This is a genomic window from Leisingera sp. ABM4_101, from assembly GCF_056158725.1.
This window is the reverse complement of record NZ_JBSWTV010000003.1, coordinates 130,874-151,517: the sequence shown is the minus strand read 5'-3', so window position 1 is coordinate 151,517 and position 20,644 is coordinate 130,874. Positions and strand designations below refer to the sequence as shown.

Here is a 20,644-nt window from a genome sequence, read left to right as displayed (position 1 = left end):
GCTTTAGTTTTTTCACTGTACAGAAGTGATTTTCATAATTATCCATAAGCTGCTGCTTGAATTGCCAGGGAAGGCCTGAAAATGCCCCAGCCGCCGCGCCGCAAAGGCCGCCCCAAAAGCTTTGATACCGCCAGCCAGCCGGCCACGATCCAATCGCTTGACCGGGCGCTGGATGTGCTGGATGCGCTGGCCGGAGCCAGCGGAATGACGCTGACAGAGCTTTCCACCGCGCTCGATCAGTCGGCGGCGACCATGTACCGGGTGCTGGCCACGCTGGAGGCGCGCCAAATCGTCGAGATGGAGCCGCAAAGCCAGACCTGGCACATCGGCGCCATGGCCTTCCGCCTCGGCTCTGCCTTCCTGCGCCGCTCCAGCGTCATTGAACGCGCCCGCCCGGTGATGCGCGAGCTGATGGAGGCAACGGGCGAGACCTCAAACCTCGGCATCGAACGCGGCGGCGACGTGATGTTCGTAAGCCAGGTGGAAACCCACGAGTCGATCCGCGCTTTCTTCCCGCCGGGGACGACGTCGCCGATGCATGCATCAGGCATCGGCAAGGCGCTGCTCAGCTGTTTCGAAGAGGATCAGCTCAGCCGCTTCCTGCGCGGCCGGGCGCTGGAGAGGTTCACAGAGAAAACCCTGACCTCCGCGGCGGCCCTGCGCGCGGACCTTGCGCAAATCCGCAGCCGCGGCTGGTCGTTTGATGATGAAGAAAAAGCACCCGGCATGCGCTGTGTCGCGGCGCCGGTCTTTGGCATGCAGGGAGAGGTGCTGGCGGGGATCTCCATCTCCGGCCCTACCGCGCGGATGCCGGACGGCGGCATCAATGGCATCGGCGCGCTGGTCAAGGAAGCCGCGCAGAAGCTTTCCCATGGGCTGGGTGCGCCAGCCGTCGGGGATACCCTGCCCGGCTGACCGCCGGGCAGCGCCCGGGCACAGATCAGGGCCGGGCGCTGCCCCGCCCCTTAGCGCAATGGCGCCAGCGGCATGTGACGGTTGACGTCCTTGTACAGCAGATAGCGGAACTTGCCCGGCCCGCCCGCATAACAGGCCTGCGGGCAGAAGGCGCGCAGCCACATGTAATCGCCCGCCTCAACCTCGACCCAATCCTGGTTCAGCCGGTAGACCGCCTTGCCCTCCAGCACGTAAAGCCCGTGTTCCATCACATGGGTTTCGGCAAAGGGGATCACCGCGCCCGGTTCAAAGGTGACGATGGTAACATGCATGTCGTGGCGCAGGTCATTGGGGTCCACGAACCGCGTCGTCGCCCATTTGCCCTCGGTTTCCGGCATCGGCGTGGGAACGACATGCTTGTCGCTGGTGACAAAGGCCTCCGGCGCCTCCATCCCCGCAACTGACTGATATGCCTTGCGGATCCAGTGGAACCGCACCGGCGCATCGCTGTTGTTGCGCAGGCTCCATACGGCCTGCGGCGGCAGGAAAGCATAGCCGCCCTCCTCCATCTCATGCGCGGTTCCGTCAATGGTCAGGGTCATTGATCCTTGCACCACGAACAGTACTGCCTCGGTGCCCGGCTCAGTTTCCGGACGCTCGCTGCCGCCGCCGGGGAGTACCTCGGCGATATATTGCGAGAAGGTCTCGGCAAATCCCGACAGCGGCCGCGACAGCACCCAGAAGCGCGCCTTGTCCCAGAACGGCAGCAGGCTCGCCACGATATCGCTCATGGTGCCTTTGGGGATCACCGCATAGGCCTCGGTGAACATCGCCCGGTCAGTCAGCAGCTGGGTCTGCGGCGGCAGCCCGCCTTCCGGTGCATAATAGGATCGTTTGGTCATCGGCTGCCTTTCCTGCTGAACTGCTGCCCCATTGATACCCGCCTGCCCCGCGCAACCGAACTTATTTCCGTATCAAGATTACCTGAAGGATTATTTCGGAAATTTTGAAGGCCAGGAAACCAAGGCTACTGGCCGCTGCCGATATCCTCTGGCGCGATAGAGACGGTTTTGACCACTGCATAGCATTCTGCACCGGGTTCCAATCCCAGCGCTTGAGCTGAGCGGCGGGTGACACGGGCCAGCACCCGGCCTACCGGCGTGGTCAGCGACACCATCGCGCCCGGACCTCCCCCGGTGCGGACATGTTCGACTATGCCAGGCAGGATATTCAGAGCCGAGAGCCCTTCGGGGCGCTGGCGCGACAGTATGACCTCATGCGCCGAGATCCGCACCCGGACCACGCTGCCGGGTGCTTTGGCGACTTGCGGCAGGAACAGCGGCACGCCGCCTGCATCCAGTTCCGTCAGCCCGTCGCTGTGATGCCGGGCAACCCGCGCCTGCAGCAATGCGCCTGCTGCACGGACCCCTGCAGGTATCACCGCCGGATCGCCCAGAACCTCTGCCGCGGTGCCTTGCCGCTGCACCTTGCCGTCCTGCAGCACAACCACGGTGGTTGCCAGCCGGGCAACTTCGGCAGCGGAGTGGCTGACGTATAGCATCGAGATGCCGATTTCATCCCGGAGCCGTTCGAAATAGGGCATTATCTCCGCTTTGCGGGCCTCGTCGAGCGCCGACAACGGCTCATCCGCCAGGATCATCCGCGGCGCGGCCAGCAACGCCCGGCCAATGGCAACCCGCTGCTTCTCGCCGCCTGACAACCGTCCAGGACGCCGCTGCAAAAGCGGTCGGATGCCCAACAGCTCCACCACCCGGTCCAGGCTTTCAGGCTTGGTATCCCGCGGCGCAAACCATTGCCCGAACAGCAGGTTCTGCCGCACCGTCAGATGCGGAAACAGCCGCCCCTCCTGAAAGACATAGCCCATGCGGCGTTTGTGCGGCGGCCGCCATTGACCCTCTCTGGTGTCGCACAGCACCTCCCCTTCCAGCGCCACCCGGCCTTGATCAGGGCGGAGCAGACCCGCCACCGCCTGGATCACCGTCGTCTTGCCGGTGCCGGAGCGTCCGAACAGCACGGTAACACCCGGCGGTGCCTCAAACTGCACATCAAGCCCGAACCCCGGCAGAGCATGTTGCAGCGACACAGTCAGCATCAGCGCCCCTCTGCCCGGTCAGCCGCCCGCCGCGCCAGCAGTTCCGACAGCAGCAAAGCGGTCAGGGCAATTGCGATCGACACCAGCGTCAGCCTTAGCGCGGCGGTTTCTCCGCCTGGAACCTGCAGGAACGTATAAATCGCCGAAGGCAGCGTCTGGGTCTGCCCGGGAATGCTGGAGACAAAGGTGATTGTGGCGCCAAACTCCCCCATCGCCTTGGCAAAACCCAGCACCGCACCGGCGATCAGCCCGGGCAGGATCATCGGCAGGGTGACGGTGGCAAAGCACATCAGGCGGGATGCGCCCAGGGTGGCGGCGGCCTGTTCAAGCTTCGGGTCCACTGCTTCCACCGACAGGCGGATCGCCCGCACCATCAGCGGGAAGGCCATGATGGCAGCGGCCAGGGCCGCCCCGGTCCAGCGGAACGCAAAGACGATGCCGATCTCCTGCAGCGCCCCGCCGACCGGCCCTTTTGTGCCGAACACCATCAGCAGCAGATAGCCGGTGACCACTGGCGGCAGGATCAGCGGCAGATGCACCAGGCTGTTGACGATCTGCTTGCCGGGAAACTTCCAGCGCGCCAGCGCATAGGCCACAAAGACCGCCAGCGGCAGCGCTGCCAGGGTGGCCCAGACAGAAACCCGCAGCGACAGCATGACCGCCTGCCACTCCTCGGGTCCCAGCCATGCGGTCCCCGTGCTCACTGTTCCGGTACTCCAAACCCGTGCTGCAAGAAAATCTTCTGCGCTAAGGGGCTGCGGAGATAGTCCAGAAACGCGCGGGCCTCAGCGGCGTTACGGTTTGCAACAATCGCGGCCGGATAGATGACCGGCGGGTGGCTGTCCTGCGGAAAAGCAGCAACTATGGTAACATCGGCGCTCGCCGTTGCATCGGTGGCATAAACCACCCCCATCGGTGCCTCACCGGAGGCGACGAGCGCCAGCGCAGCACGCACATTGGCGGTCTGCGCAACCTTTGGCGCAACCGCCTCCCACTGCCCCAGCGCCGACAACGCGGCCTTGCCGTAAACACCCGCGGGCACCGCGTCCACAAGCGCCATTGCCAGCCGGCCCTGGCCCAGGAGGCTGGCAAGGTCGGCATCTTCCAGGTCCAGAGGCGCCTGTCCCTTACCATGCGCAATCAAGACCAGCGTGTTGGTCAGAAGATCCAGGCGCGAGCCCGCGTCGATCAGTTCTGCGGACTGCAGCACATCCATCCAGCCCGGATTGGCCGAGACAAATAAATCCGCAGGCGCGCCAAGTTGGATCTGCCGGGCCAAAGCAGGAGACCCCGCATAGGAAACTGTGAGGCTTCGGCCAGTATCTGCCCTGTAGGCTTCGGCGGCTTCATCCAATGCTGTTTTGGTGCTGGCTGCAGCAAAAACCGTCATCTGGGCCTGCGCCAGCCCCGTCAGGACAATGACCAAACCACCAGCCGCAATCAGGCGCCGCCAGAGTTCCGGCGAAGCCAATGATTTCAAGAATGAAGCCGGGTTTGCGTTCATAACCCCTAAGGAAGTACCCCCGCCGCCCGGCACGGGCAAATGGAAATTCCAGCCTGGCTTCCGTGCAGCCCTGCCCAAAGGGTCTACTGGCAGAAGGCCTGAGATCAGAACAGATCAACCACGCCCGCACTTGCAGGCGCAGGAGCCGCCGCCGCTGCCGGCCGTACCGCGGCACGCTGCTCCATTTCACCCAGGCGGCGGTCGTCTTTGACATGGGTCTGCTGCGCCGCACCGGAACAGGCGTGGAACCGTACACGCCGCGCCGAGGTGCCGCCAACACTCGACGATATGCAGGGGATGCCTTCATCGCGCAGGAACCGTTGCACGAAATCTGCATTTGCAGCACCGATGTCGGACAAGTTCGCCGACATCTTGGCACCGCCGAACACCTTGGCCTTCAAGTTCGAACGGATGGCGCCCTTCTTCATGATACCGTTGATCAGCAGTTCCATGGCGTGGATGCCATAGCGGGCATTGGCCGCCCCTCCCTGGCGGGCATTCGCAAGGAGGAAATGGTTCATTCCGCCTACACCATTTTCGGGATCATAAATGCAAGCCGCGATGCACGACCCAAGCACCGTGGAGAACACGGTTTTTGGATCTGTGGTCACACGGTACTCCCCCTGCAGAACCGTTACAGACTTTGAATTGGCGAAGACAGTGGTCAATGGTTTGGTTCCTTCCTGCGGAGCATTCAAGCCTTGCTGGCTTGCAATAGTGTGCTGGCCATCCGGGTCAACGGAACCTGCTGCTGTGCGGCGCCGATGTCCCAAGCCACCCTTGGCATCCCGTAGACAACCGAGGATTTTTCGTCTTGGGCAAATGTCTTGGCGCCCGCCTTGCGCAATTCCAGCAGACCCCGGGCGCCGTCCTGGCCCATACCGGTCAGGATGGTGGCAACAACGTCCCTTCCATATGGCACGGCAGAGGTGAACAGAGCGTCAACAGAAGGCGTGTGGCCGGAAATATCAGGCCCCTCCTTCATCCGCAGACGCACCGGTTTGCGGCTGCTCAACCCCATATGGCGGCGCTGGCCGGCCGCAACATAGACATGGCCTGGCTCCAGCGTGATCCCATCCTCAGCCGGACGGACCCGCGCCGGGCAGATCCGGTCCAGCAGCGACACCAGCCCGGCGCCGAAATTCTTCCCTGTGTGCTGCACAATCAGCGTGGGCGGGCAGTCAAAGGGGAAACCGACCAGAACATTGCGCAGCGCCTCCACGCCGCCGGTGGAAGACCCGATCAGGATCAGTTTCTTGACGCCGTCCGCAGGCGAGGCCGCGCGCCTGGCGCCATTGGCCGCAGCACCGGCACTACGGCGCGGCGCCTTGATCATCATGTCGAAATACTGGGCGAACTGGCTGGGATGATCCGCTTTTGTCAGCTCAAAGATACCCGCGCCCATATTCAATAGCGGCGAGGATTTCCGGGCCGGGGTGGCACCTTGGGTATCCATGACTGAAACCCATCGGGTATCCATCGCGGAAAACAGCGCCATCATCATCTCAAATTCTGGCAGCTTGGTAAATCCGTCCTCCACAAAGGCAAAAACCGGCTGTGCGGCTTCTGCCTGATTGTAGGCCATCATCAGGTTGTTCGCCAAAAGCACTTTCATGCCGGGGTAGGCGGATTCCATGTAGCCTTGCAAAGTTCGGGCAAAGCTACGGTCAGTGGTAATGATCAATAAGTTTCGCGAAGACAATGGGTTCCCCAGTCAAATTGCAGTGCCCTAGGAATTTGCAGGCACAGGTTGCCATGTCTGAAGGCGCCGCAGACTGGCCGCGGCGCCTTCGGTGAGTTCTTAGAAGTCCTGCCACACATCGCGGGCGGCGTTTCCGCTGCCGGCTGCGGCGGAGGACGGTGCCGGGCTCGCCTCAATGTCCCAGGCATCATCGCCATGGGCGGATGGCGCAGCCGGCGCCGGGGCCACAGGAGCTGCAGCCCTTGCAGGACGGGGCGCAACGGTGCCCCCCGCCACGCGGAAGTGCGCCACCAGTTCGGCCAGCTTGCCCGCATCAGTGTTCAGCATGTGGCCGGCTGCGGTGGCTTCCTCCACCATCGCGGCATTCTGCTGCGTCACCTGATCCAGCTGGGTCACACCGGTGTTGATCTCGTTAAGGCCCGTGGATTGTTCGGCCGCGCCTTCTGCGATGCCGGACACCAGTTGCGAGATATGCGTGACCTGCTCAACGATGCTCTGCAATGCCTGGCCTGCCTTGCCAACCAGATCGACACCACGCTCCACTTGCTTGGAGCTGTCAGAGATCAGTGTCTTAATCTCCATCGCCGCATCTGACGAGCGCTGCGCCAGCGCGCGCACTTCGCTGGCAACAACGGCAAAGCCCTTGCCGGCCTCGCCTGCCCGCGCCGCCTCGACACCCGCATTCAAGGCCAGCAGGTTGGTTTGGAAGGCGATATCGTCGATCACGGAGATAATCTGGCTGATGTGGTTCGAGCTCTGCTCGATCTCAGTCATGGCAGAGACCGCGCTCTGCACCACTTCGCGGTTGTTCTCCGCCTCGGTGCGGGCCTCGGCCATGGTGGTTTCGACGCTGCGCGCGCCCTCGGCGGCAGATTTCACCGAGGCCGTCAGCTCATCCAGTGCCGCGGCGGTTTCTTCCAGCGTGGCCGCCTGGCTTTCGGTGCGGTGCGACAGGTCATCGGAGGCCTGGCTGATCTCTGCTGCCCCATTGCGGATACTGCCAGAGGCCTCAATCACCTGCTGAACCGTAGAGCTGAGGTTGCTGACAGTGCTGTTAAAGTTCTGCCGCAGCTGCTCATACTCCTCCGGGAAGGCACTGGTAATCGGCTGCGAGAAATCACCATCCGCCAGCTGAACCAGGCCGGCACTCAGGCTTTCGACCACCTGCTGCTGCTGGCGCTGCATCTCGGCACGTTCTTCTTCCGCGGCACGGGCCATTTTCAGATCGTCCTGCATGGACACAAGTGTCTTGCCGATCTTGCCGATTTCGTCGGTCCGGCCTGCAGCCTCCACGTCGGTGTCCAGATCGCCGGAGGAAACGGCCTCCATATCGGCGCAGATGCGGTTGATCGGCTTGGTGATTGACCGTGCAAACAGCCAGCCGAAGAGCGACATGCCCGCAGCACAGATCAGAGACGCCATCAGCAGCATGTTGCGCTTTTTAACGGCAGGCGCCATCAGTTCTGCCCAATCCTGTTCCGCAATGATGGCCCAGTTGGCGAATTCCAGCGGCAGCGGCTCTGAATAAGCCAGTACAGGCTGTCCGTTCAGGCCCGGAACCCCCTTTTGCACATGGGATTCGCCATCAAAAGCCGCGGCCACTTGCGGTGTCGAGGGCAACTGAGAAAGCACCTTGTACCCTTCCTCAAACCGGGAGGTGGTCCGGGCTTTCATGTCAGCGCCTGCAATATAGACCTGCGTGGAGCCGCCCATGCCTTGTTCGTTGTTCACAATCGCGCCCAGCAGATCCACCGGGATTTGCACCGCCAGCACGCCGACGGTCAGATTGGCGTCATTCACAACCGGCGCCGCAGCAAAGGCAGCCGCCGCCCCGCCCGAAGGTGCATAGGGCTCCATATCAGCAAAGAACACATCGCCGCGGCTGCCATCCAAGGCAGTCTGGTAGACTTTGGCCAAGCCGGAGTCCTTGAAAGGGCCGGTCATCATGTTGGTGCCGAAATCATTTTCCTTGAACACCGAATAGACGATGTCGCCAGCCAGATTGATCAGGAAAGCGTCATAGTAACCTTTGCTCTCGATCAGAGTCTTGTAGGCCGGATGGAAGGTTTCGTGATGCATGTGGTAGGGCGAATCGCCCTTGCCGCGTCCCAGCAGATGCTTCTGCCCGATCGGGTTCGGATTATCGTCGATATAGGCCTGGCGCAGGATCTGCCCCGGATTGCCGTCCAGATCATTCCAGGTCATCGTCAGCCATTCGATGGCCGTAGCGGTTGATGGCACCGCCGCCAGGGTCTGCACATCCGCATGGATTCCGTCCAACAGGGTCTGAACCGAATACTTCCGGTCAGCCACCATGGAGCGGAATTGGTCTTCAGCATTTTGTTCAGCGCTGTTTTGAAAACTGATTGTGCTGATGGTGACGAGAATCGCCGTCACCAGCACACCGAACCCAACAACAAACAGCGGCAGTTTTTGTGCCAGCTTGAGCGATTTTAGCGCTTTCATTCCGTCCTCCTAAGAGTGATGCGGTCTAGGCCACCGCACGAGTAATGCCGCTCAGGATGCAGCGCATATGTTAATTTGCGGCTTACGGGACGACCAGCTCACCTTGCTCAGGCGCAAAAAAATGCTGATTTCCGCCACGCTCCAGCGTCACTTTCTAAAGACCGGGTAAAGATGCACGCACAGGCTGTGCGCGGCTTTCGGCGCACCCCGCACCAGCGCTGAAAATCCGCGACTTAGCGATTCCCGGAGCAGCCCGCCTACCGGTAAAAATTGAGAGGCTTTGACGGGAAGAAGTGCAGGCACCCTCCTTATGAATCCCTCACAACAGGCAGGCCGCGGCAATCAAATGTTAAGGCACGCCGCCTATGAATTGCTTCATCGAACTCGAACTGATCGCCGACAACGGGGGTGCGAATCGCCGAAAATGACAACGGAAACGCAAAAGCACGTATTGGATTTGCCGAATGCCTTCGCGGAGCTGGATCCGCTGATTGCCTTTCTGCAAGGGGCTCGCTCCAAAGCGGTCGAAATAGACTGCGGCGGTGTCGCCCTGATGCCGTCGCGCTGCCTGCAGCTCCTGCTCGGCGCAGAGCAGCAGTGGCGGTCCGAGGGGGTAGGCTTCTCAGTCACCAATATTACCGAATCCTGCCGCAAGTCCCTGACGCTTCTGGGGCTGGAGCCCAACCGATTTGAAGACGAGGAAACAGCATGAAAACCAAAGTTCTGGCAATCGACGATTCCCGCACGATCCGGAATCTTCTGGCCGCGACCCTGGAAGAAGCAGGATTTGAGTACCACTGCGCCGTCGATGGCCGCGAAGGTGTCGACATGTACTCCGATGTGGATCCCGATGTGGTGATCACCGACATCAACATGCCCAACCTCGACGGTTTCGGCGTGATCGAGGAACTGCGCGGCACCGGTATCAACTCCAAGGTGCCGATCCTAGTCCTGACCACCGAAAGCGCGCCTGAGTTGAAGGCCCGCGCCCGCGGTGCCGGCGCCACCGGCTGGATCACCAAACCCTTTGACGACGCCTCTCTTATCTTCGCGCTCAAGCGTGTGACCGGAGCCGCGGCCTAAGATGTCGGGGTCGATTCAGGATACCTTCTTTGAGGAGTGCGAAGAGCTCCTTGAAGCAACGGATGAGGGTCTGACCGCCATCGAAGGAGGCGATCACGACCCTGAGGTGGTCAATGCGATTTTCCGCGCCGTGCACTCGATCAAGGGGGGCGCCGGAGCCTTTGGCCTGGATGATCTGGTGGCCTTTGCCCACCGATTCGAAACCGTGTTCGACGAGGTGCGCTCCAACCGGCTGGATCTGGACGAGAAGCTGATTCAGCTGCTGCTGCGTTCCAGCGACCATCTGTCGGCGCTTGTCGAAGTCGCCCGCGACGGCGGTCAAGTCGACGAGGCACATCACGATACGCTGCTGGCTGCACTGGATGAGTATATTCCCGAAGAGGAGGAAGACCTCACCTTCGAGCCGATGGGACTGGGCGCCGCACCGATGGTGGACCTTGGCGATCTCGGCGGTGCTCCAACGGAGCCGCAGGAAGAGACCTACCGGATCCGGTTCCAGCCGCTGAAAGAGATGTACGGCACCGGAAACGAGCCTTTCTTCCTGTTTCAGGCGCTCAAGGACATGGGCGAGCTGACGGTGAAGCTTGATGAAAACGAGCTGCCCGGCTTTGACGCCATGGACATGGCCGAAAGCTACCTGGCCTGGGATCTGGTGCTTGTGACCAAGGAATCCCGGTCCATCGTTGAGGCGGTCTTCGAGTTTGTCGAAGGCCTGTGCGAACTCTCGATCGAAGGAGACGGGGACGCGGAAGCGGAAGCAAACGCTCTGGCTGCGCTTGACGCCATGTTCGCGCCGCCTTCTGGGGACACATCGCCCGAGCCGGATACAGGCTCTGCTGCAGTCCCTTTTGAGCCGCCGGCCCCCGCACCAGAACCCGAAGCCAAACCGGCAGCTGCCGAAGAAAAGGCCTCGGCCCCGAAAGCCGAGAGCGGCAAGCAGGAGCAGCGCGGCGGTCCCAAGCCGACGCTCCGCGTCGAACTCGAGCGGGTGGACCGGCTGATCAACGCTGTCGGGGAGCTTATCATCAACCATTCGATGCTGGCCCAGCAGATCGCCAATCTCAACGTTTCGGATACCCGCGACGTCGAGACTGAGCTGGAGGGTTTCAAGAACCTGGCCCGTGACATCCAGGAAGGTGTCATGGCCATCCGCGCACAACCGGTGAAACCGCTGTTCCAGCGGATGGCCCGGATCGTGCGCGAGGCATCGGCAGCGACGGACAAGACCTGCAAGCTGGTCACCGAAGGCGAAAACACCGAGGTCGACAAGACGGTCATCGAACGGCTGTCCGACCCGCTGACGCATATCCTGCGCAACGCGGTTGACCATGGCGTGGAAAAACCCGACGACAGGGAAGCCGCCGGGAAGTCCAGGGTCGGTGAAATCCGGCTGTCTGCCTCCCATCGCTCCGGCAGTGTCTGCATCGAGATCAAGGACGACGGCGCCGGTGTGAACCGCCCGCGCGTGAAGCAGATTGCCATTGAGAAGGGTCTGATCCCGGAAAACGCCGAGCTGACCGACAGCGAGATCGACAACCTGCTGTTTGCGCCTGGCTTCTCGACGGCGAAAGAGATCTCCAATCTCTCCGGCCGCGGGGTCGGCATGGATGTGGTGAAAAATGCGGTGACAGGCCTCGGCGGGCGCATCAACATCTCCTCCGCGCCGGGTAGAGGCTCCACCTTCACCATCATCCTGCCGCTGACGCTGGCGGTGATGGACGGCATGGTGGTGTCGGTCGCCGATCAGACCATGGTGGTGCCGATCACCTCGATCGTCGAGACCATGCGCGGCAGCGACGACATGATCAACAGCCTCGGCGCCGATGGCACCTTGCTGTCGATCCGCGGCAACTTCGTGCCGATCTGCGATGTTGCCGGCGCCCTTGGCCTCTACCGTGAAAGCGACCAGCAGGCCGGCGTGTACCTGCTCGTGGAAACCGAAACCGGCCAGCGCTGCGCCCTGGCGGTGGATGACATCCACGACCAGCGCCAGGTGGTGATCAAAAGCCTGGACGGCGTTTGCGGGGATATCCCCGGTGTCGCCGCAGCAACCATCCTGGGGGACGGCAAGATCGCCATGATCCTGGACCCTGAAAGCATCATTGCGGCCTCGCCTTCGGCAGCCGCCTTTGACACCGAGCGGAGATTGAGCAATGCAAGCTGAAGTGAAGCAAACCGATCAGGAAGTGAAACACGCTGAGCACAGCGAGTTTGTCAGCTTCACCGTGGCCGGGCAGGCTTTCTGCCTGAAGATCACCCAAATCCGGGAAATCCGGCGCTGGTCTCCGGTGACGATCCTGCCGCATGCCCCGGCCGATGTGCTGGGCGTGATGAACCTGCGCGGCGCGGTGATCCCGATCTATGACCTCTCTGCCCGTTTCGGCCTGCAGCAAACCGAGGCCAGCGAGCGCAATGTGGTTATTGTTGTCTCCGTGCACGGCAAACCGGTCGGCCTGCTGGCGGAATCCGTATCCGAGATCATCTCGATCAACCCGGATGACATCCAGGAAACCCCGCCCGTCGACAGCCGCAATACCATGGAGTACATCCAAGGCATCATCTCCCACGATGATACCATGGTGCGGATCATCAATCTGGATGCAGTGATTTCGGCCCCGGAACAGGTGATGCTGTGAGCGCAGTCGGGTCCATCTCTCCGAATACAGAGAGCTTTTCGCTGTCGGATCAGGAATTCGAGGCCATTGCGCAATTCGCGCATAAGAACTTCGGCCTGGCCATGGCGAAAAGCAAGAAGCCGCTGGTGTCGTCACGGCTGGCGCGCAAGCTGCGCCAGCGCAACATTACCAATTTCAAGGACTACCTGGCCAGCCTGGACGGTCCGAATGCGGATGAAGAGCGCAGCGGCCTGCTGTCGCTTCTGACTACCAATGTGACTCACTTCTTCCGGGAGCCGCACCACTTTGAAACCCTGCGCAACGATGTTCTGCCGCCGCTGGTAGAACAGGCGCGCAAGGGCGGCCGCGTCCGCATCTGGTCGGCTGGCTGCTCCAACGGGCAGGAGCCATACTCCATTGCCATGACGGTTCTGGATCTCTGTCCGGAAGCGGCGAAGCTGGATTTCAAGATCCTGGGCACCGACATCGACCCGGTTGTGGTGCGCCATGCGCAAACCGCAAAATACCCCGAGGATGAGCTGGCCCAGATCGACGCCAAATACAGCAAGCTGCTGCCCAAGCGCGATCCCGACGGGCGCCTGCCCGAAAGCCTGCGCAAACTGATCACCTTCGGGGTTCTCAACCTCATCGAGCCTTTCCCGTTCCGCGGCAAGTTCGATGCAATCTTCTGCCGGAACGTGGCAATTTATTTTGACAACCCGACCCAGCAGAAGGTGTGGAGCGCCTTTCAGAATGCCCTGAACCCGGGCGGCTACCTCTTCATCGGTCATTCCGAGCGCATGTCAGGCCCGGCAGCGCAGAAACTGAAGACGGCCGGGATCACAACCTATGTCAACTCACCCGCTGGCAGGACGTCCTGACCACGGCTGCAAGCAGAGCAGAAGGAAAGAAAAATGAGCTTGAAAGACTCTCTCCGCGTAATGGTTGTTGACGATATGTCGACAAGCAGGGGGATCATCACACAAAGCCTGGATGAGATCGGCATCAAGAACTACATGGTCGAAAATTCCGGCCAGGGCGCCTACCAGAAACTGACCCAGACCCCGGTGCATCTGGTGCTGTCGGATTACAATATGCCGGGCATGGATGGCCTGGGCCTGCTGCAGGCGCTGCGCAACCACCAGGTGACACAGCGCGTCGGCTTCATTCTGGTAACCGGCAAGCCCACACCGGAAATGATCCAGGTTGGCAAGCAAATCGGTTTGAACAACATCGTCCGCAAGCCCTTTACGGTGGCGACGATGAAACAGGCCATCGAACAGGTCGTCGGGCGGCTGTAATCATGGAGCATCCCGACAAAGCTCTCAGCGAACTCTGCGCTGCATCAGCGTGGGAAATGGAGCAGCTGGGGCGCCAGATGCAGGCACTGGAAGATGTTGTCCTGGATGTATTGGAGCGGGGCACCGCCCCGACCAGCCAGGAACTGCGGTCTCTGCAGGACTTCGACCTGGTGATCCAAACCCTGGCCGGGCTCTCTGGATTCTACCGGCGCGTGCAGGCGCAAGTCGAGGAAGCCGGCCCCGCGGATCTGCCTGCGGCCGCGGCCGGGGTCACACTGGAGAAGCTGCGTGACAGGCTGCGCGGCGCTAAAAGCCTTGCCGCTTCCTGAAAATCAGCGGCCCCGCCCGATCCAGGCGGGGCCGCGCTCCGGTCGCGGAATTCATTTTTCTTTGCAGCTTTCGCGGACTACATTGGGCCTTAGCTGAAACTGCCAGCCAAGGTGTCCGCATGTCTTTCTTTTCCAAGTCTCTGATTTTCCCGGCCTTCCTTCTGTTCGCGGCGGCGGCGCAGGCAGCAAGCGACCGGATTGCCCTGGTGATCGGCGTGGCGGAGTATCAGTATCTTCCGCCGCTTGAGAACACCCGCAACGACGCCGTTGCAATGGCCGATACGCTGGAAGGCATCGGTTTTGATGTCAGCCTCGCCTTGGATCCCGGCACCGAAGACATGGTGCAGTTGCTGGATGATTTCACGTTCCGTTCCGAGGTCGCGGACTTGGCGCTTGTTTATTTTGCCGGCCATGGGATCGAAGTGCAGGGCGAGAATTTCCTGATCCCGGCTGATGCCCAGGTGGCCAGCAACAGGGATGTGCAGCGCCAGTCGCTGTCTCTGAAACAGCTGCTGGCGGCGGTGGACCGGGCCCGCAAGATGCGTATTGTCATTCTGGATAGCTGCCGCGACAATCCGCTGGGCGATTCCATTGCTCTGGAGCAGGAGGGCGGCCAAGCGGCGGCATCTTCTGAGACAACCCGCGGCGGCGGCGGCATGGCTCCCGCAGACCCCGACCGCGGCACCCTGGTCGCCTTTGCGGCCAAAGACGGCCAGGTGGCTTTGGACGGGTCCGGCAGCAACTCTCCCTATGCTATGGCGCTGATGGATAAAATGGTTCAGCCCGGGCTTGAAATCAGCCTGATGTTCCGCCAGGTGCGCGACAATGTGATGCAAAACACCGCAAATCTGCAGGAGCCACATACCTATGGGTCGCTTACCGGCGTGCCGTTCTACCTTGCCGGTCCCGGGGACAATGATACCCCTGTCAGTGCGGCTGACGCATCCGCAGCCTGGGCCGCTTTGAAACCGGACCAAGAGGAACAGCTGCTGGCACTGGCAGAGCTCGGCGACACCCGGTCGATGCTTGGCCTGGCCTACATTCGGTTGAATCCGAACGAAGGCCGGTTTGATCCCGCCGCCGCGGTCGATTTCCTGCAGCGCGCCGCAGACGCCGGCTCTCCTGAAGCGCAGTTTGAGCTTGCCAAACTATACGAGCGCGGCACCGGTGTTGATGTTGATCAAGCAAAGGCGCTTGACCTGTATCAGGCCGCGGCCGCCCAGGACTTTGCCGATGCGATCAATGATCTTGGCTTCCTTCACTATCAGGGCGGGCTGGGCCTGCCGGCCAATCCAAAGAAAGCACTCGCGTTCTTCGAACGGGCGGCCGACCTACGCCACCCGCAGGCTCAGTTCAATTTTGCCGCTTTGATTGATGACGGGCTAATTCCGTCGAAAGGTCCAGAAGATTCAGCCCATTATCTGTATGCCGCATTGCGGACAGGCAGTTCAGATGTACTTAAGCTTCTCAGTGATCGGCCGAATATGTTCACCTCCGAAACCCGGCGTGCGTTGCAGAAGAAACTGAAGGAAAACAATTTCTATGCAGGCGCCATTGATGGGGATTTCGGGCCGGGCACCCAGCGGGGAATCCGGCAAGCCTATGGACTGGAAGGCTGACCGCTCTAATTCAAGCGGATGTTGTTACATCGTGTCCTGTTCCTGATCCTGATCACTTGTTTCCTAAATTCTCCCACTGAGAGCCAAGCTGGCGGCTGTGGCTGCGGCGGCTACGGCGGTGGCGGCGGCGGCGATGGCGGCGGCGACGGTGGCGGCGATGGAGGCGGCGGCGATGGCGGCGGTGACGGTGGCGGCGATGGCGACGGCGATGGCGGCGGCGGCGATGGCGACGGCGATGGCGGCGATGGAGGCGGCGGCGACGGTGGCGGCGACGGTGGCGGCGATGGCGGCGACGGTGGCGGCGATGGCGGCGATGGCGGCGGCGGCGATGGCGATGGCGACGGTGGCGGCGATGGCGGCGATGGAGGCGGCGGCGATGGCGGCGGCGACGGTGGCGGCGACGGTGGCGGCGATGGCGGCGGCGGCGATGGCGATGGCGACGGTGGCGGCGATGGCGGCGGCGACGGTGGCGGCGACGGTGGCGGCGATGGCGGCGGCGGCGATGGCGATGGCGACGGTGGCGGCGATGGCGGCGGCGGCGATGGCGACGGCGATGGCGGCGATGGAGGCGGCGGCGACGGTGGCGGCGATGGAGGCGGAAGCAGTGATGGTGGCGGAGCCGGAGACGTCAGCTCGCGTGGCGGCGGCAGTGACGGCGACCGCAGCTTTGGCTTCAATGGGCGCAGCCGGCCTTTGACCAAACGGATCCACTCAGCAGACAGCGTCGATGAACGCGTTTCCAATATCCAATTGCTTTGCGGCAGTGTTCCGCCGCAGTATCTGATTGATTGCCTGGCCGAGAGGTTTGAAGCACTGGAAAAAGACCTGGCTCGCCTGCCGGGCCACAGGGAAGTCCGCAGTATTCTGCGCGAAACGGCTCAGGACCTGCGCCGGATCGCGGTCGAGAACCGCGATATGACACAGCCCAGGGTCACCGCCCGCACCCAGTCCAGCTCTCAGAGAACACATCGCCCGCTAATCGCGGTGGCGCCAGAGAAGCAAGCCGGGGCCGCGGTGCAGGCGCTGGCAGTGCTGGAGGAAACCCAGACCAAACTGCTGCGTTCCGCAGAAACCTCTCCGACCCGGTCCATTGCACGCTACCGCAGGATCGCATCAGCACTGGATTCAAGCAAAGTTCTTCTACGCTCTGTTTGATTCCACAGGAATTGACACCACGCTACAGCAGGCCGTCAGCGATCCATTGATCCAGCTGGCGGCGGCTGATCTCGAAATGCATGCTGTCTTCGCGCCGGAACCCGGCCCCCCAGACCCATCCCTGATCATAAAAGAAATCCGCCATGATCGTGAGGCCCAGCTGGGTCTTGCCATCGGTGAAATTGTCCAGCTTGCCGTCGATATTTAGATCCACCGCCAGACCATAGCTGTGTGTCGACAGTGAATTGGCGGTCCCCCGGATCCTGCGCACACACAGGGCCCCTGCAGTGTTGATACGGGCATAGAGATCAGGATCGGCCTGGCGGATATTCTCAAACACCACCTTCAGGCTATCGATCGCCGGACGCAGCATACTGACACGGATCGGCCCGACCTGTTCGGTTACGAGCTTTTCCTTCAACTCCGGATTGGTCATCGGCTGGCAAGTGTCGTTCAAGTCCTCCCGCGGCCGGCCCAGCTTTTCAGTGAGATAAGCGCCCCCGGTCACCCTCAGGCCACGGTTCACATTCAGCCGGTCGGCGATCAGCACTACTTGGGCATAGTCCAGATCAGCCCCGCCAGTTTGGTTCCAGATCGCGGCCTCGCCGGCCGCGTCATCGGTGAAAGGGCCTCCGGCGCCTGCCCCTCCCGCGGGCAGGCTGGCAACCTCGTTTTGCAGCTCTGTCAGCCGTGCCTGCAAATCTTCGACCTGCTGGCGCAGCATTTCAATATCAATCCGGGCCGTAGAATCCACGCCGCCAGCCCCCTGATAGTCCTCTTCGCTCAGCAGCCAGCTGAGCCCGAACCAGACCACAGGGGCCAGCACCAGGCCAATTGCAATTATGACAGCTGGCAAAACCCGCATTTTTCCTCCTGGACTAATTGCGCCTATTTCAGTCTTTCGCCGCCTGCCAGTAAACCCCCTGATTACAACTTGCCGGAAACACCGTGTTTTTTTCCGGCGCCGGCCTGCGCCCGCCATTGGCAGGCTGCGGGCGCTGGTATAAACTGTTTGTTATGTTGCAACGGTAAGAGGGGGCGCCGGGCATGATCCGCCTCAATGAAATTTTTGCAAGTGTTCTGGGTGCAGGTTTGATTTTGGCACCAGTGGCGCAGGCGCAATCAAACAGCGGTGAATTATCTGTCGAAGAAATCACTGAAGCCTTCAAGAAACAAAAAACCCGCGGCCTGGTCATCGTGCCCAGCAGTGCCGGCGCCTCGGATGACAGCACCGAAGAGACGGCGACCGTGGCCGCGGCAGCCGAAGAATACAACCCAGTCGACCGCCAGACCCAAATCAACGTCCAGATCTCCTTTGATTTCGACAGCGCCGCGCTGCGGGCGGACCAGGAGCCAAAACTGGCCAATATGTGCGCTTCGATGAAGGCGCTGAACGGCACCGTGTTCCAGATCATCGGCCACACCGACAGCTCCGGTTCTGCAGCTTACAACGAACGCCTGTCACTACTGCGGGCGCAGGAAGTGCGCCGCCATCTGATCAGTTCCTGCGGCGTGCCGGAGGACATGCTCAAGGCGATCGGCATGGGGGAAACCGCGCCGTTCAATCAGGACAACACGCGCGCAGATGAAAACCGCCGCGTTGAATTTCAGGCTCTGGGCTAAGTACAGCCCGGACCCGCGCCGGATCAAGGGCCAGGGAGACTTCCATGCTTAAATCGCGCCCTGGCGACTTGTTCCAGCCGGGTGACCTGCTCAACAATACCTACAGGATCGAATGCCTGCTGGGCCGCGGCGGCACGTCGGATGTGTACAAGGCGCGCTCGGAGATTTCCGGCAACCTGGTGGCCCTGAAGGTGCTGAAGCAGGAACTCGCCGCCAACGAGGACTTTACCGTCCTGATGGCGCGCGAGGAAAACATTCGCGAAATCCGCCATGCCGCCGTGGTGCGCTATTCTGAAAACCACCGCACGCCGGATGGCCATATCTATCTACTGATGGATTACGTCGACGGCCCCGGCCTCGATAAGCGCCTGAAACAGGGCCCGATGGCAGCCGATGACTTGCTGGTGATCTGCCGAAGGGTGGCCCAGGGTCTGCAGGCGGCCCATGCCCGCAATATTGTCCACCGCGACCTCAGCCCCGACAATATCATCCTGCGGGGCGGCGACCCGGCAGAGGCGGTGATTATCGATTTCGGCATCGCCAAGGACACCAATCCGGGCGCCCAGACCATTGTCGGGAATGAATTTGCGGGCAAATACTCCTATGCCGCGCCAGAGCAGATGAGCGGCGACACCGATGCCCGCTCGGACATTTATTCGTTGGGGGCGCTGCTGCTGGCAAACTTCCGCGGCGCTGCTCCCAAGCTGGGTGCCAACCCGATGGAAGTGGTTGAAAACAAGAAAAAACCAGTTGACACCAGCGGCGTTCCAGAGCCGCTGAAAACCCTGATCGAACGCATGTGCGCGCCGGACCCGGCCGACCGGTTCCAAACCGCAGGCGAGGTTTTGGCGTTTCTCGACACTCCCGGCAGCGGGGCTGATGGCGGCAGCCTGGCGGATCTGCTGGAGGCGCCGAACGAAGACGCCACCATCATCGTGCCGCAGACCAGCAAACCTGCTCCGCCGCCGCCCTCCTCCAAACCAGACACGGAGAAAGCAGCGAAACGCGGCGGCGGACTCTGGGCGGCTTTGGCGGTGCTCCTGCTGTTGGGCGGCGGGACCGGCGCCTATTTCGGGGGCTTCCTCGACAGTTTCCTTGGGCCCAGCTACCCGGAGGCGCGCCCCTATTCCCTGATAGCCGAAAAACCTGCCGGCGGACCCGTGGAAATCGTCGGCAACGTGCCGTCCGAGGCGGTGCGGGATGCGCTGCTGTCAGTGTCTCAGGATGCAGATCTCACCCTGGCATCCGGGACGATTGCCGACACCTGGGGCGCCGATGTGCTGGATACCTTGAGGCCGCTCGAGGGGCTGCGCGAATGGCGGCTGGTCGTCAGCAACAACAAGGCCCGGCTGACAGGCACCACGGATGACACCAATGTCGCGGAGATGCTCAACGAGCTGTTCCGCAACGGATTGCCCGGCGCCCTGGAAGGCAAGGCCGAAATCCGGTTTGAACTGCCGATGCTGCCCGTGGCTGAGGTCAAGGCGATCATGGACAGCTTTTCCGACTGCGGACCGCTGGTGCGCCAGGGCAACGGCCACTTCGAAGGCTATGGCCCCGCCGACCCGATCCTGATCAGCGGCCGGGTTGCCAGCACCGCCACCCGGCTGGAGCTGTTTGATGCGTTGCGCGCGCTGGCTCATGAACGGCAAGTGGTTCTGGACGTCGAGGTTCTGAATGATGCGCTGTGCGTCGTAGAGCAGCACCTGCCCAAGGCGCCATCAGGCGGTGCTGAAGTGGAGTTTGCAGTTGGCGGCGACACGGTGGAGCCGAACCCTTCCGGCCGGTTCTTCGTCGGTGAAAACCCGGTGATCGATGTGGTGTTGCCGAATGATGTGACAGACGGCTATCTGACGGTCTCGATCCTTGATGTTTCGGGCAATGTATTCCACTTGCTGCCCAACATCTCGCGAGAGGACAACGCCATCTCCAGTTTACGCGGCGGCGAAACCGGCGATATTCCGGTGCGCGTCGCCTACAGCCTGGAGGAATCCGCATCAAATGGCGGTATCGCCTTCAAGGTCGACGACAGCACGCTCGGCAAAAGCAAGGTGCTGGTGCTGCATTCCGCCGAACCGCTGTTTGACGGAATGCGCCCAACCTCTGAAAGCGCGGTGGGGTTCGCCGAAGCACTGAAAGCCAGCTATGATGCGGATTCCAGCCGCATCCGCTCGCTTGACAGCCGTATCCTGGTCACGGCCAAACCCTGATAGGGGCACCGGAAATTTAAAAAATTCCGG

21 protein-coding genes are annotated in these 20,644 nt (G+C 61.7%); 13 read left to right on the top strand and 8 right to left on the bottom strand.

Translation table 11 applies throughout. The features are described 5' to 3' along the window. The first annotated feature begins 81 nt into the window (after positions 1 to 81). Positions 82 to 915, top strand: a complete 834-nt coding sequence (gene bhcR, locus ACXAEK_RS22560; protein ID WP_475045540.1) for an HTH-type transcriptional regulator BhcR — start codon at positions 82 to 84, stop codon at positions 913 to 915. A 50-nt stretch (positions 916 to 965) separates the two neighbouring features. Here bhcR and ACXAEK_RS22555 read toward each other — a convergent pair whose 3' ends face one another. The 7 genes from ACXAEK_RS22555 to ACXAEK_RS22525 all read right to left on the bottom strand — a co-directional run bounded on the left by ACXAEK_RS22555 (position 966) and on the right by ACXAEK_RS22525 (position 8,679). Then, positions 966 to 1,796 carry a bifunctional allantoicase/(S)-ureidoglycine aminohydrolase gene (locus tag ACXAEK_RS22555; protein ID WP_475045539.1) on the bottom strand — a complete coding sequence of 277 codons (831 nt, stop codon included), beginning with the start codon at positions 1,794 to 1,796 and terminating at the stop codon, positions 966 to 968. Positions 1,797 to 1,921: 125 nt separating this feature from the next. Then, positions 1,922 to 3,007, bottom strand: a complete 1,086-nt coding sequence (modC, locus tag ACXAEK_RS22550; RefSeq protein ID WP_475045537.1) for a molybdenum ABC transporter ATP-binding protein — start codon at positions 3,005 to 3,007, stop codon at positions 1,922 to 1,924. Further along, positions 3,007 to 3,663 (bottom strand): molybdate ABC transporter permease subunit, encoded by a 657-nt coding sequence (modB, locus tag ACXAEK_RS22545; protein ID WP_475045561.1) that lies wholly within the window; start codon positions 3,661 to 3,663, stop codon positions 3,007 to 3,009. Before modB ends, modC begins: the two co-directional genes overlap by 1 nt. A gap of 44 nt (positions 3,664 to 3,707) precedes the next feature. Then, the gene (modA, locus tag ACXAEK_RS22540; protein ID WP_475045536.1) at positions 3,708 to 4,511 is read right to left on the bottom strand and encodes a molybdate ABC transporter substrate-binding protein; all 804 of its coding nucleotides are present in this window, start codon (positions 4,509 to 4,511) and stop codon (positions 3,708 to 3,710) included. A gap of 104 nt (positions 4,512 to 4,615) precedes the next feature. Then, positions 4,616 to 5,179 carry a chemotaxis protein CheD gene (locus tag ACXAEK_RS22535; protein WP_475045535.1) on the bottom strand — a complete coding sequence of 188 codons (564 nt, stop codon included), beginning with the start codon at positions 5,177 to 5,179 and terminating at the stop codon, positions 4,616 to 4,618. Between the two features lie 26 nt (positions 5,180 to 5,205). After that, positions 5,206 to 6,147 carry a CheB methylesterase domain-containing protein gene (locus ACXAEK_RS22530; RefSeq protein WP_475045533.1) on the bottom strand — a complete coding sequence of 314 codons (942 nt, stop codon included), beginning with the start codon at positions 6,145 to 6,147 and terminating at the stop codon, positions 5,206 to 5,208. A gap of 165 nt (positions 6,148 to 6,312) precedes the next feature. Beyond that, positions 6,313 to 8,679 (bottom strand): methyl-accepting chemotaxis protein, encoded by a 2,367-nt coding sequence (locus ACXAEK_RS22525; protein WP_475045532.1) that lies wholly within the window; start codon positions 8,677 to 8,679, stop codon positions 6,313 to 6,315. Between the two features lie 424 nt (positions 8,680 to 9,103). Here ACXAEK_RS22525 and ACXAEK_RS22520 point away from each other — a divergent pair, with 424 nt between their 5' ends. The 10 genes from ACXAEK_RS22520 (at position 9,104) to ACXAEK_RS22475 (ending at position 16,781) form a co-directional block, all read left to right on the top strand. Beyond that, positions 9,104 to 9,391 (top strand): STAS domain-containing protein, encoded by a 288-nt coding sequence (locus ACXAEK_RS22520; protein ID WP_475045530.1) that lies wholly within the window; start codon positions 9,104 to 9,106, stop codon positions 9,389 to 9,391. Continuing rightward, a complete protein-coding gene (locus ACXAEK_RS22515; RefSeq protein ID WP_366663558.1) occupies positions 9,388 to 9,762 on the top strand; it encodes a response regulator in 375 nt (124 codons plus the stop codon). The genes ACXAEK_RS22520 and ACXAEK_RS22515 overlap by 4 nt, the downstream gene beginning before the upstream one ends. 1 nt (position 9,763) lies before the next feature. Next, on the top strand, positions 9,764 to 11,926 hold the full coding sequence (locus tag ACXAEK_RS22510) for a chemotaxis protein CheA (protein WP_475045529.1): 2,163 nt from the start codon (positions 9,764 to 9,766) through the stop codon (positions 11,924 to 11,926). Then, complete coding sequence (locus ACXAEK_RS22505) at positions 11,916 to 12,398, top strand: chemotaxis protein CheW (RefSeq protein WP_475045528.1); 483 nt, start codon at positions 11,916 to 11,918, stop codon at positions 12,396 to 12,398. Before ACXAEK_RS22510 ends, ACXAEK_RS22505 begins: the two co-directional genes overlap by 11 nt. After that, positions 12,395 to 13,258 carry a CheR family methyltransferase gene (locus tag ACXAEK_RS22500; RefSeq protein ID WP_475045526.1) on the top strand — a complete coding sequence of 288 codons (864 nt, stop codon included), beginning with the start codon at positions 12,395 to 12,397 and terminating at the stop codon, positions 13,256 to 13,258. Before ACXAEK_RS22505 ends, ACXAEK_RS22500 begins: the two co-directional genes overlap by 4 nt. A 33-nt stretch (positions 13,259 to 13,291) precedes the next feature. Continuing rightward, positions 13,292 to 13,678, top strand: a complete 387-nt coding sequence (locus tag ACXAEK_RS22495) for a response regulator (RefSeq protein ID WP_475045525.1) — start codon at positions 13,292 to 13,294, stop codon at positions 13,676 to 13,678. A gap of 2 nt (positions 13,679 to 13,680) precedes the next feature. After that, the gene (locus ACXAEK_RS22490; protein WP_475045524.1) at positions 13,681 to 14,007 is read left to right on the top strand and encodes a hypothetical protein; all 327 of its coding nucleotides are present in this window, start codon (positions 13,681 to 13,683) and stop codon (positions 14,005 to 14,007) included. A gap of 119 nt (positions 14,008 to 14,126) precedes the next feature. Further along, positions 14,127 to 15,626 carry a caspase family protein gene (locus ACXAEK_RS22485; RefSeq protein ID WP_475045522.1) on the top strand — a complete coding sequence of 500 codons (1,500 nt, stop codon included), beginning with the start codon at positions 14,127 to 14,129 and terminating at the stop codon, positions 15,624 to 15,626. 97 nt (positions 15,627 to 15,723) lie between these two features. Beyond that, on the top strand, positions 15,724 to 16,323 hold the full coding sequence (locus tag ACXAEK_RS22480; protein WP_475045521.1) for a hypothetical protein: 600 nt from the start codon (positions 15,724 to 15,726) through the stop codon (positions 16,321 to 16,323). Next, positions 16,320 to 16,781 (top strand): hypothetical protein, encoded by a 462-nt coding sequence (locus ACXAEK_RS22475; RefSeq protein WP_475045519.1) that lies wholly within the window; start codon positions 16,320 to 16,322, stop codon positions 16,779 to 16,781. Before ACXAEK_RS22480 ends, ACXAEK_RS22475 begins: the two co-directional genes overlap by 4 nt. 22 nt (positions 16,782 to 16,803) lie before the next feature. On the opposite strand, the gene ACXAEK_RS22470 is transcribed toward ACXAEK_RS22475, so the two are convergent. Next, positions 16,804 to 17,646 (bottom strand): M15 family metallopeptidase, encoded by an 843-nt coding sequence (locus ACXAEK_RS22470; protein ID WP_475045517.1) that lies wholly within the window; start codon positions 17,644 to 17,646, stop codon positions 16,804 to 16,806. A gap of 182 nt (positions 17,647 to 17,828) precedes the next feature. Here ACXAEK_RS22470 and ACXAEK_RS22465 point away from each other — a divergent pair, with 182 nt between their 5' ends. Beyond that, positions 17,829 to 18,404 carry an OmpA family protein gene (locus ACXAEK_RS22465; RefSeq protein WP_475045515.1) on the top strand — a complete coding sequence of 192 codons (576 nt, stop codon included), beginning with the start codon at positions 17,829 to 17,831 and terminating at the stop codon, positions 18,402 to 18,404. 44 nt (positions 18,405 to 18,448) lie between these two features. After that, the gene (locus tag ACXAEK_RS22460) at positions 18,449 to 20,614 is read left to right on the top strand and encodes a serine/threonine protein kinase (RefSeq protein WP_475045514.1); all 2,166 of its coding nucleotides are present in this window, start codon (positions 18,449 to 18,451) and stop codon (positions 20,612 to 20,614) included. Positions 20,615 to 20,644 lie beyond the last annotated feature (30 nt).

Bases quoted from the DNA above. Each gene is read 5' to 3' on its own strand.
- ACXAEK_RS22510 (WP_475045529.1), top strand. From the start codon at position 9,764: ATGTCGGGGTCGATTCAGGATACCTTCTTTGAGGAGTGCGAAGAGCTC.
- ACXAEK_RS22555 (WP_475045539.1), bottom strand. From the start codon at position 1,796: ATGACCAAACGATCCTATTATGCACCGGAAGGCGGGCTGCCGCCGCAG.
- ACXAEK_RS22495 (WP_475045525.1), top strand. From the start codon at position 13,292: ATGAGCTTGAAAGACTCTCTCCGCGTAATGGTTGTTGACGATATGTCG.
- ACXAEK_RS22505 (WP_475045528.1), top strand. From the start codon at position 11,916: ATGCAAGCTGAAGTGAAGCAAACCGATCAGGAAGTGAAACACGCTGAG.
- bhcR (WP_475045540.1), top strand. From the start codon at position 82: ATGCCCCAGCCGCCGCGCCGCAAAGGCCGCCCCAAAAGCTTTGATACC.
- ACXAEK_RS22525 (WP_475045532.1), bottom strand. From the start codon at position 8,679: ATGAAAGCGCTAAAATCGCTCAAGCTGGCACAAAAACTGCCGCTGTTT.
- ACXAEK_RS22515 (WP_366663558.1), top strand. From the start codon at position 9,388: ATGAAAACCAAAGTTCTGGCAATCGACGATTCCCGCACGATCCGGAAT.
- ACXAEK_RS22460 (WP_475045514.1), top strand. From the start codon at position 18,449: ATGCTTAAATCGCGCCCTGGCGACTTGTTCCAGCCGGGTGACCTGCTC.
- ACXAEK_RS22470 (WP_475045517.1), bottom strand. From the start codon at position 17,646: ATGCGGGTTTTGCCAGCTGTCATAATTGCAATTGGCCTGGTGCTGGCC.
- ACXAEK_RS22530 (WP_475045533.1), bottom strand. From the start codon at position 6,147: ATGGAATCCGCCTACCCCGGCATGAAAGTGCTTTTGGCGAACAACCTG.
- ACXAEK_RS22490 (WP_475045524.1), top strand. From the start codon at position 13,681: ATGGAGCATCCCGACAAAGCTCTCAGCGAACTCTGCGCTGCATCAGCG.
- modB (WP_475045561.1), bottom strand. From the start codon at position 3,663: ATGCTGTCGCTGCGGGTTTCTGTCTGGGCCACCCTGGCAGCGCTGCCG.
- modC (WP_475045537.1), bottom strand. From the start codon at position 3,007: ATGCTGACTGTGTCGCTGCAACATGCTCTGCCGGGGTTCGGGCTTGAT.
- ACXAEK_RS22465 (WP_475045515.1), top strand. From the start codon at position 17,829: ATGATCCGCCTCAATGAAATTTTTGCAAGTGTTCTGGGTGCAGGTTTG.
- ACXAEK_RS22485 (WP_475045522.1), top strand. From the start codon at position 14,127: ATGTCTTTCTTTTCCAAGTCTCTGATTTTCCCGGCCTTCCTTCTGTTC.
- ACXAEK_RS22520 (WP_475045530.1), top strand. From the start codon at position 9,104: ATGACAACGGAAACGCAAAAGCACGTATTGGATTTGCCGAATGCCTTC.
- modA (WP_475045536.1), bottom strand. From the start codon at position 4,511: ATGAACGCAAACCCGGCTTCATTCTTGAAATCATTGGCTTCGCCGGAA.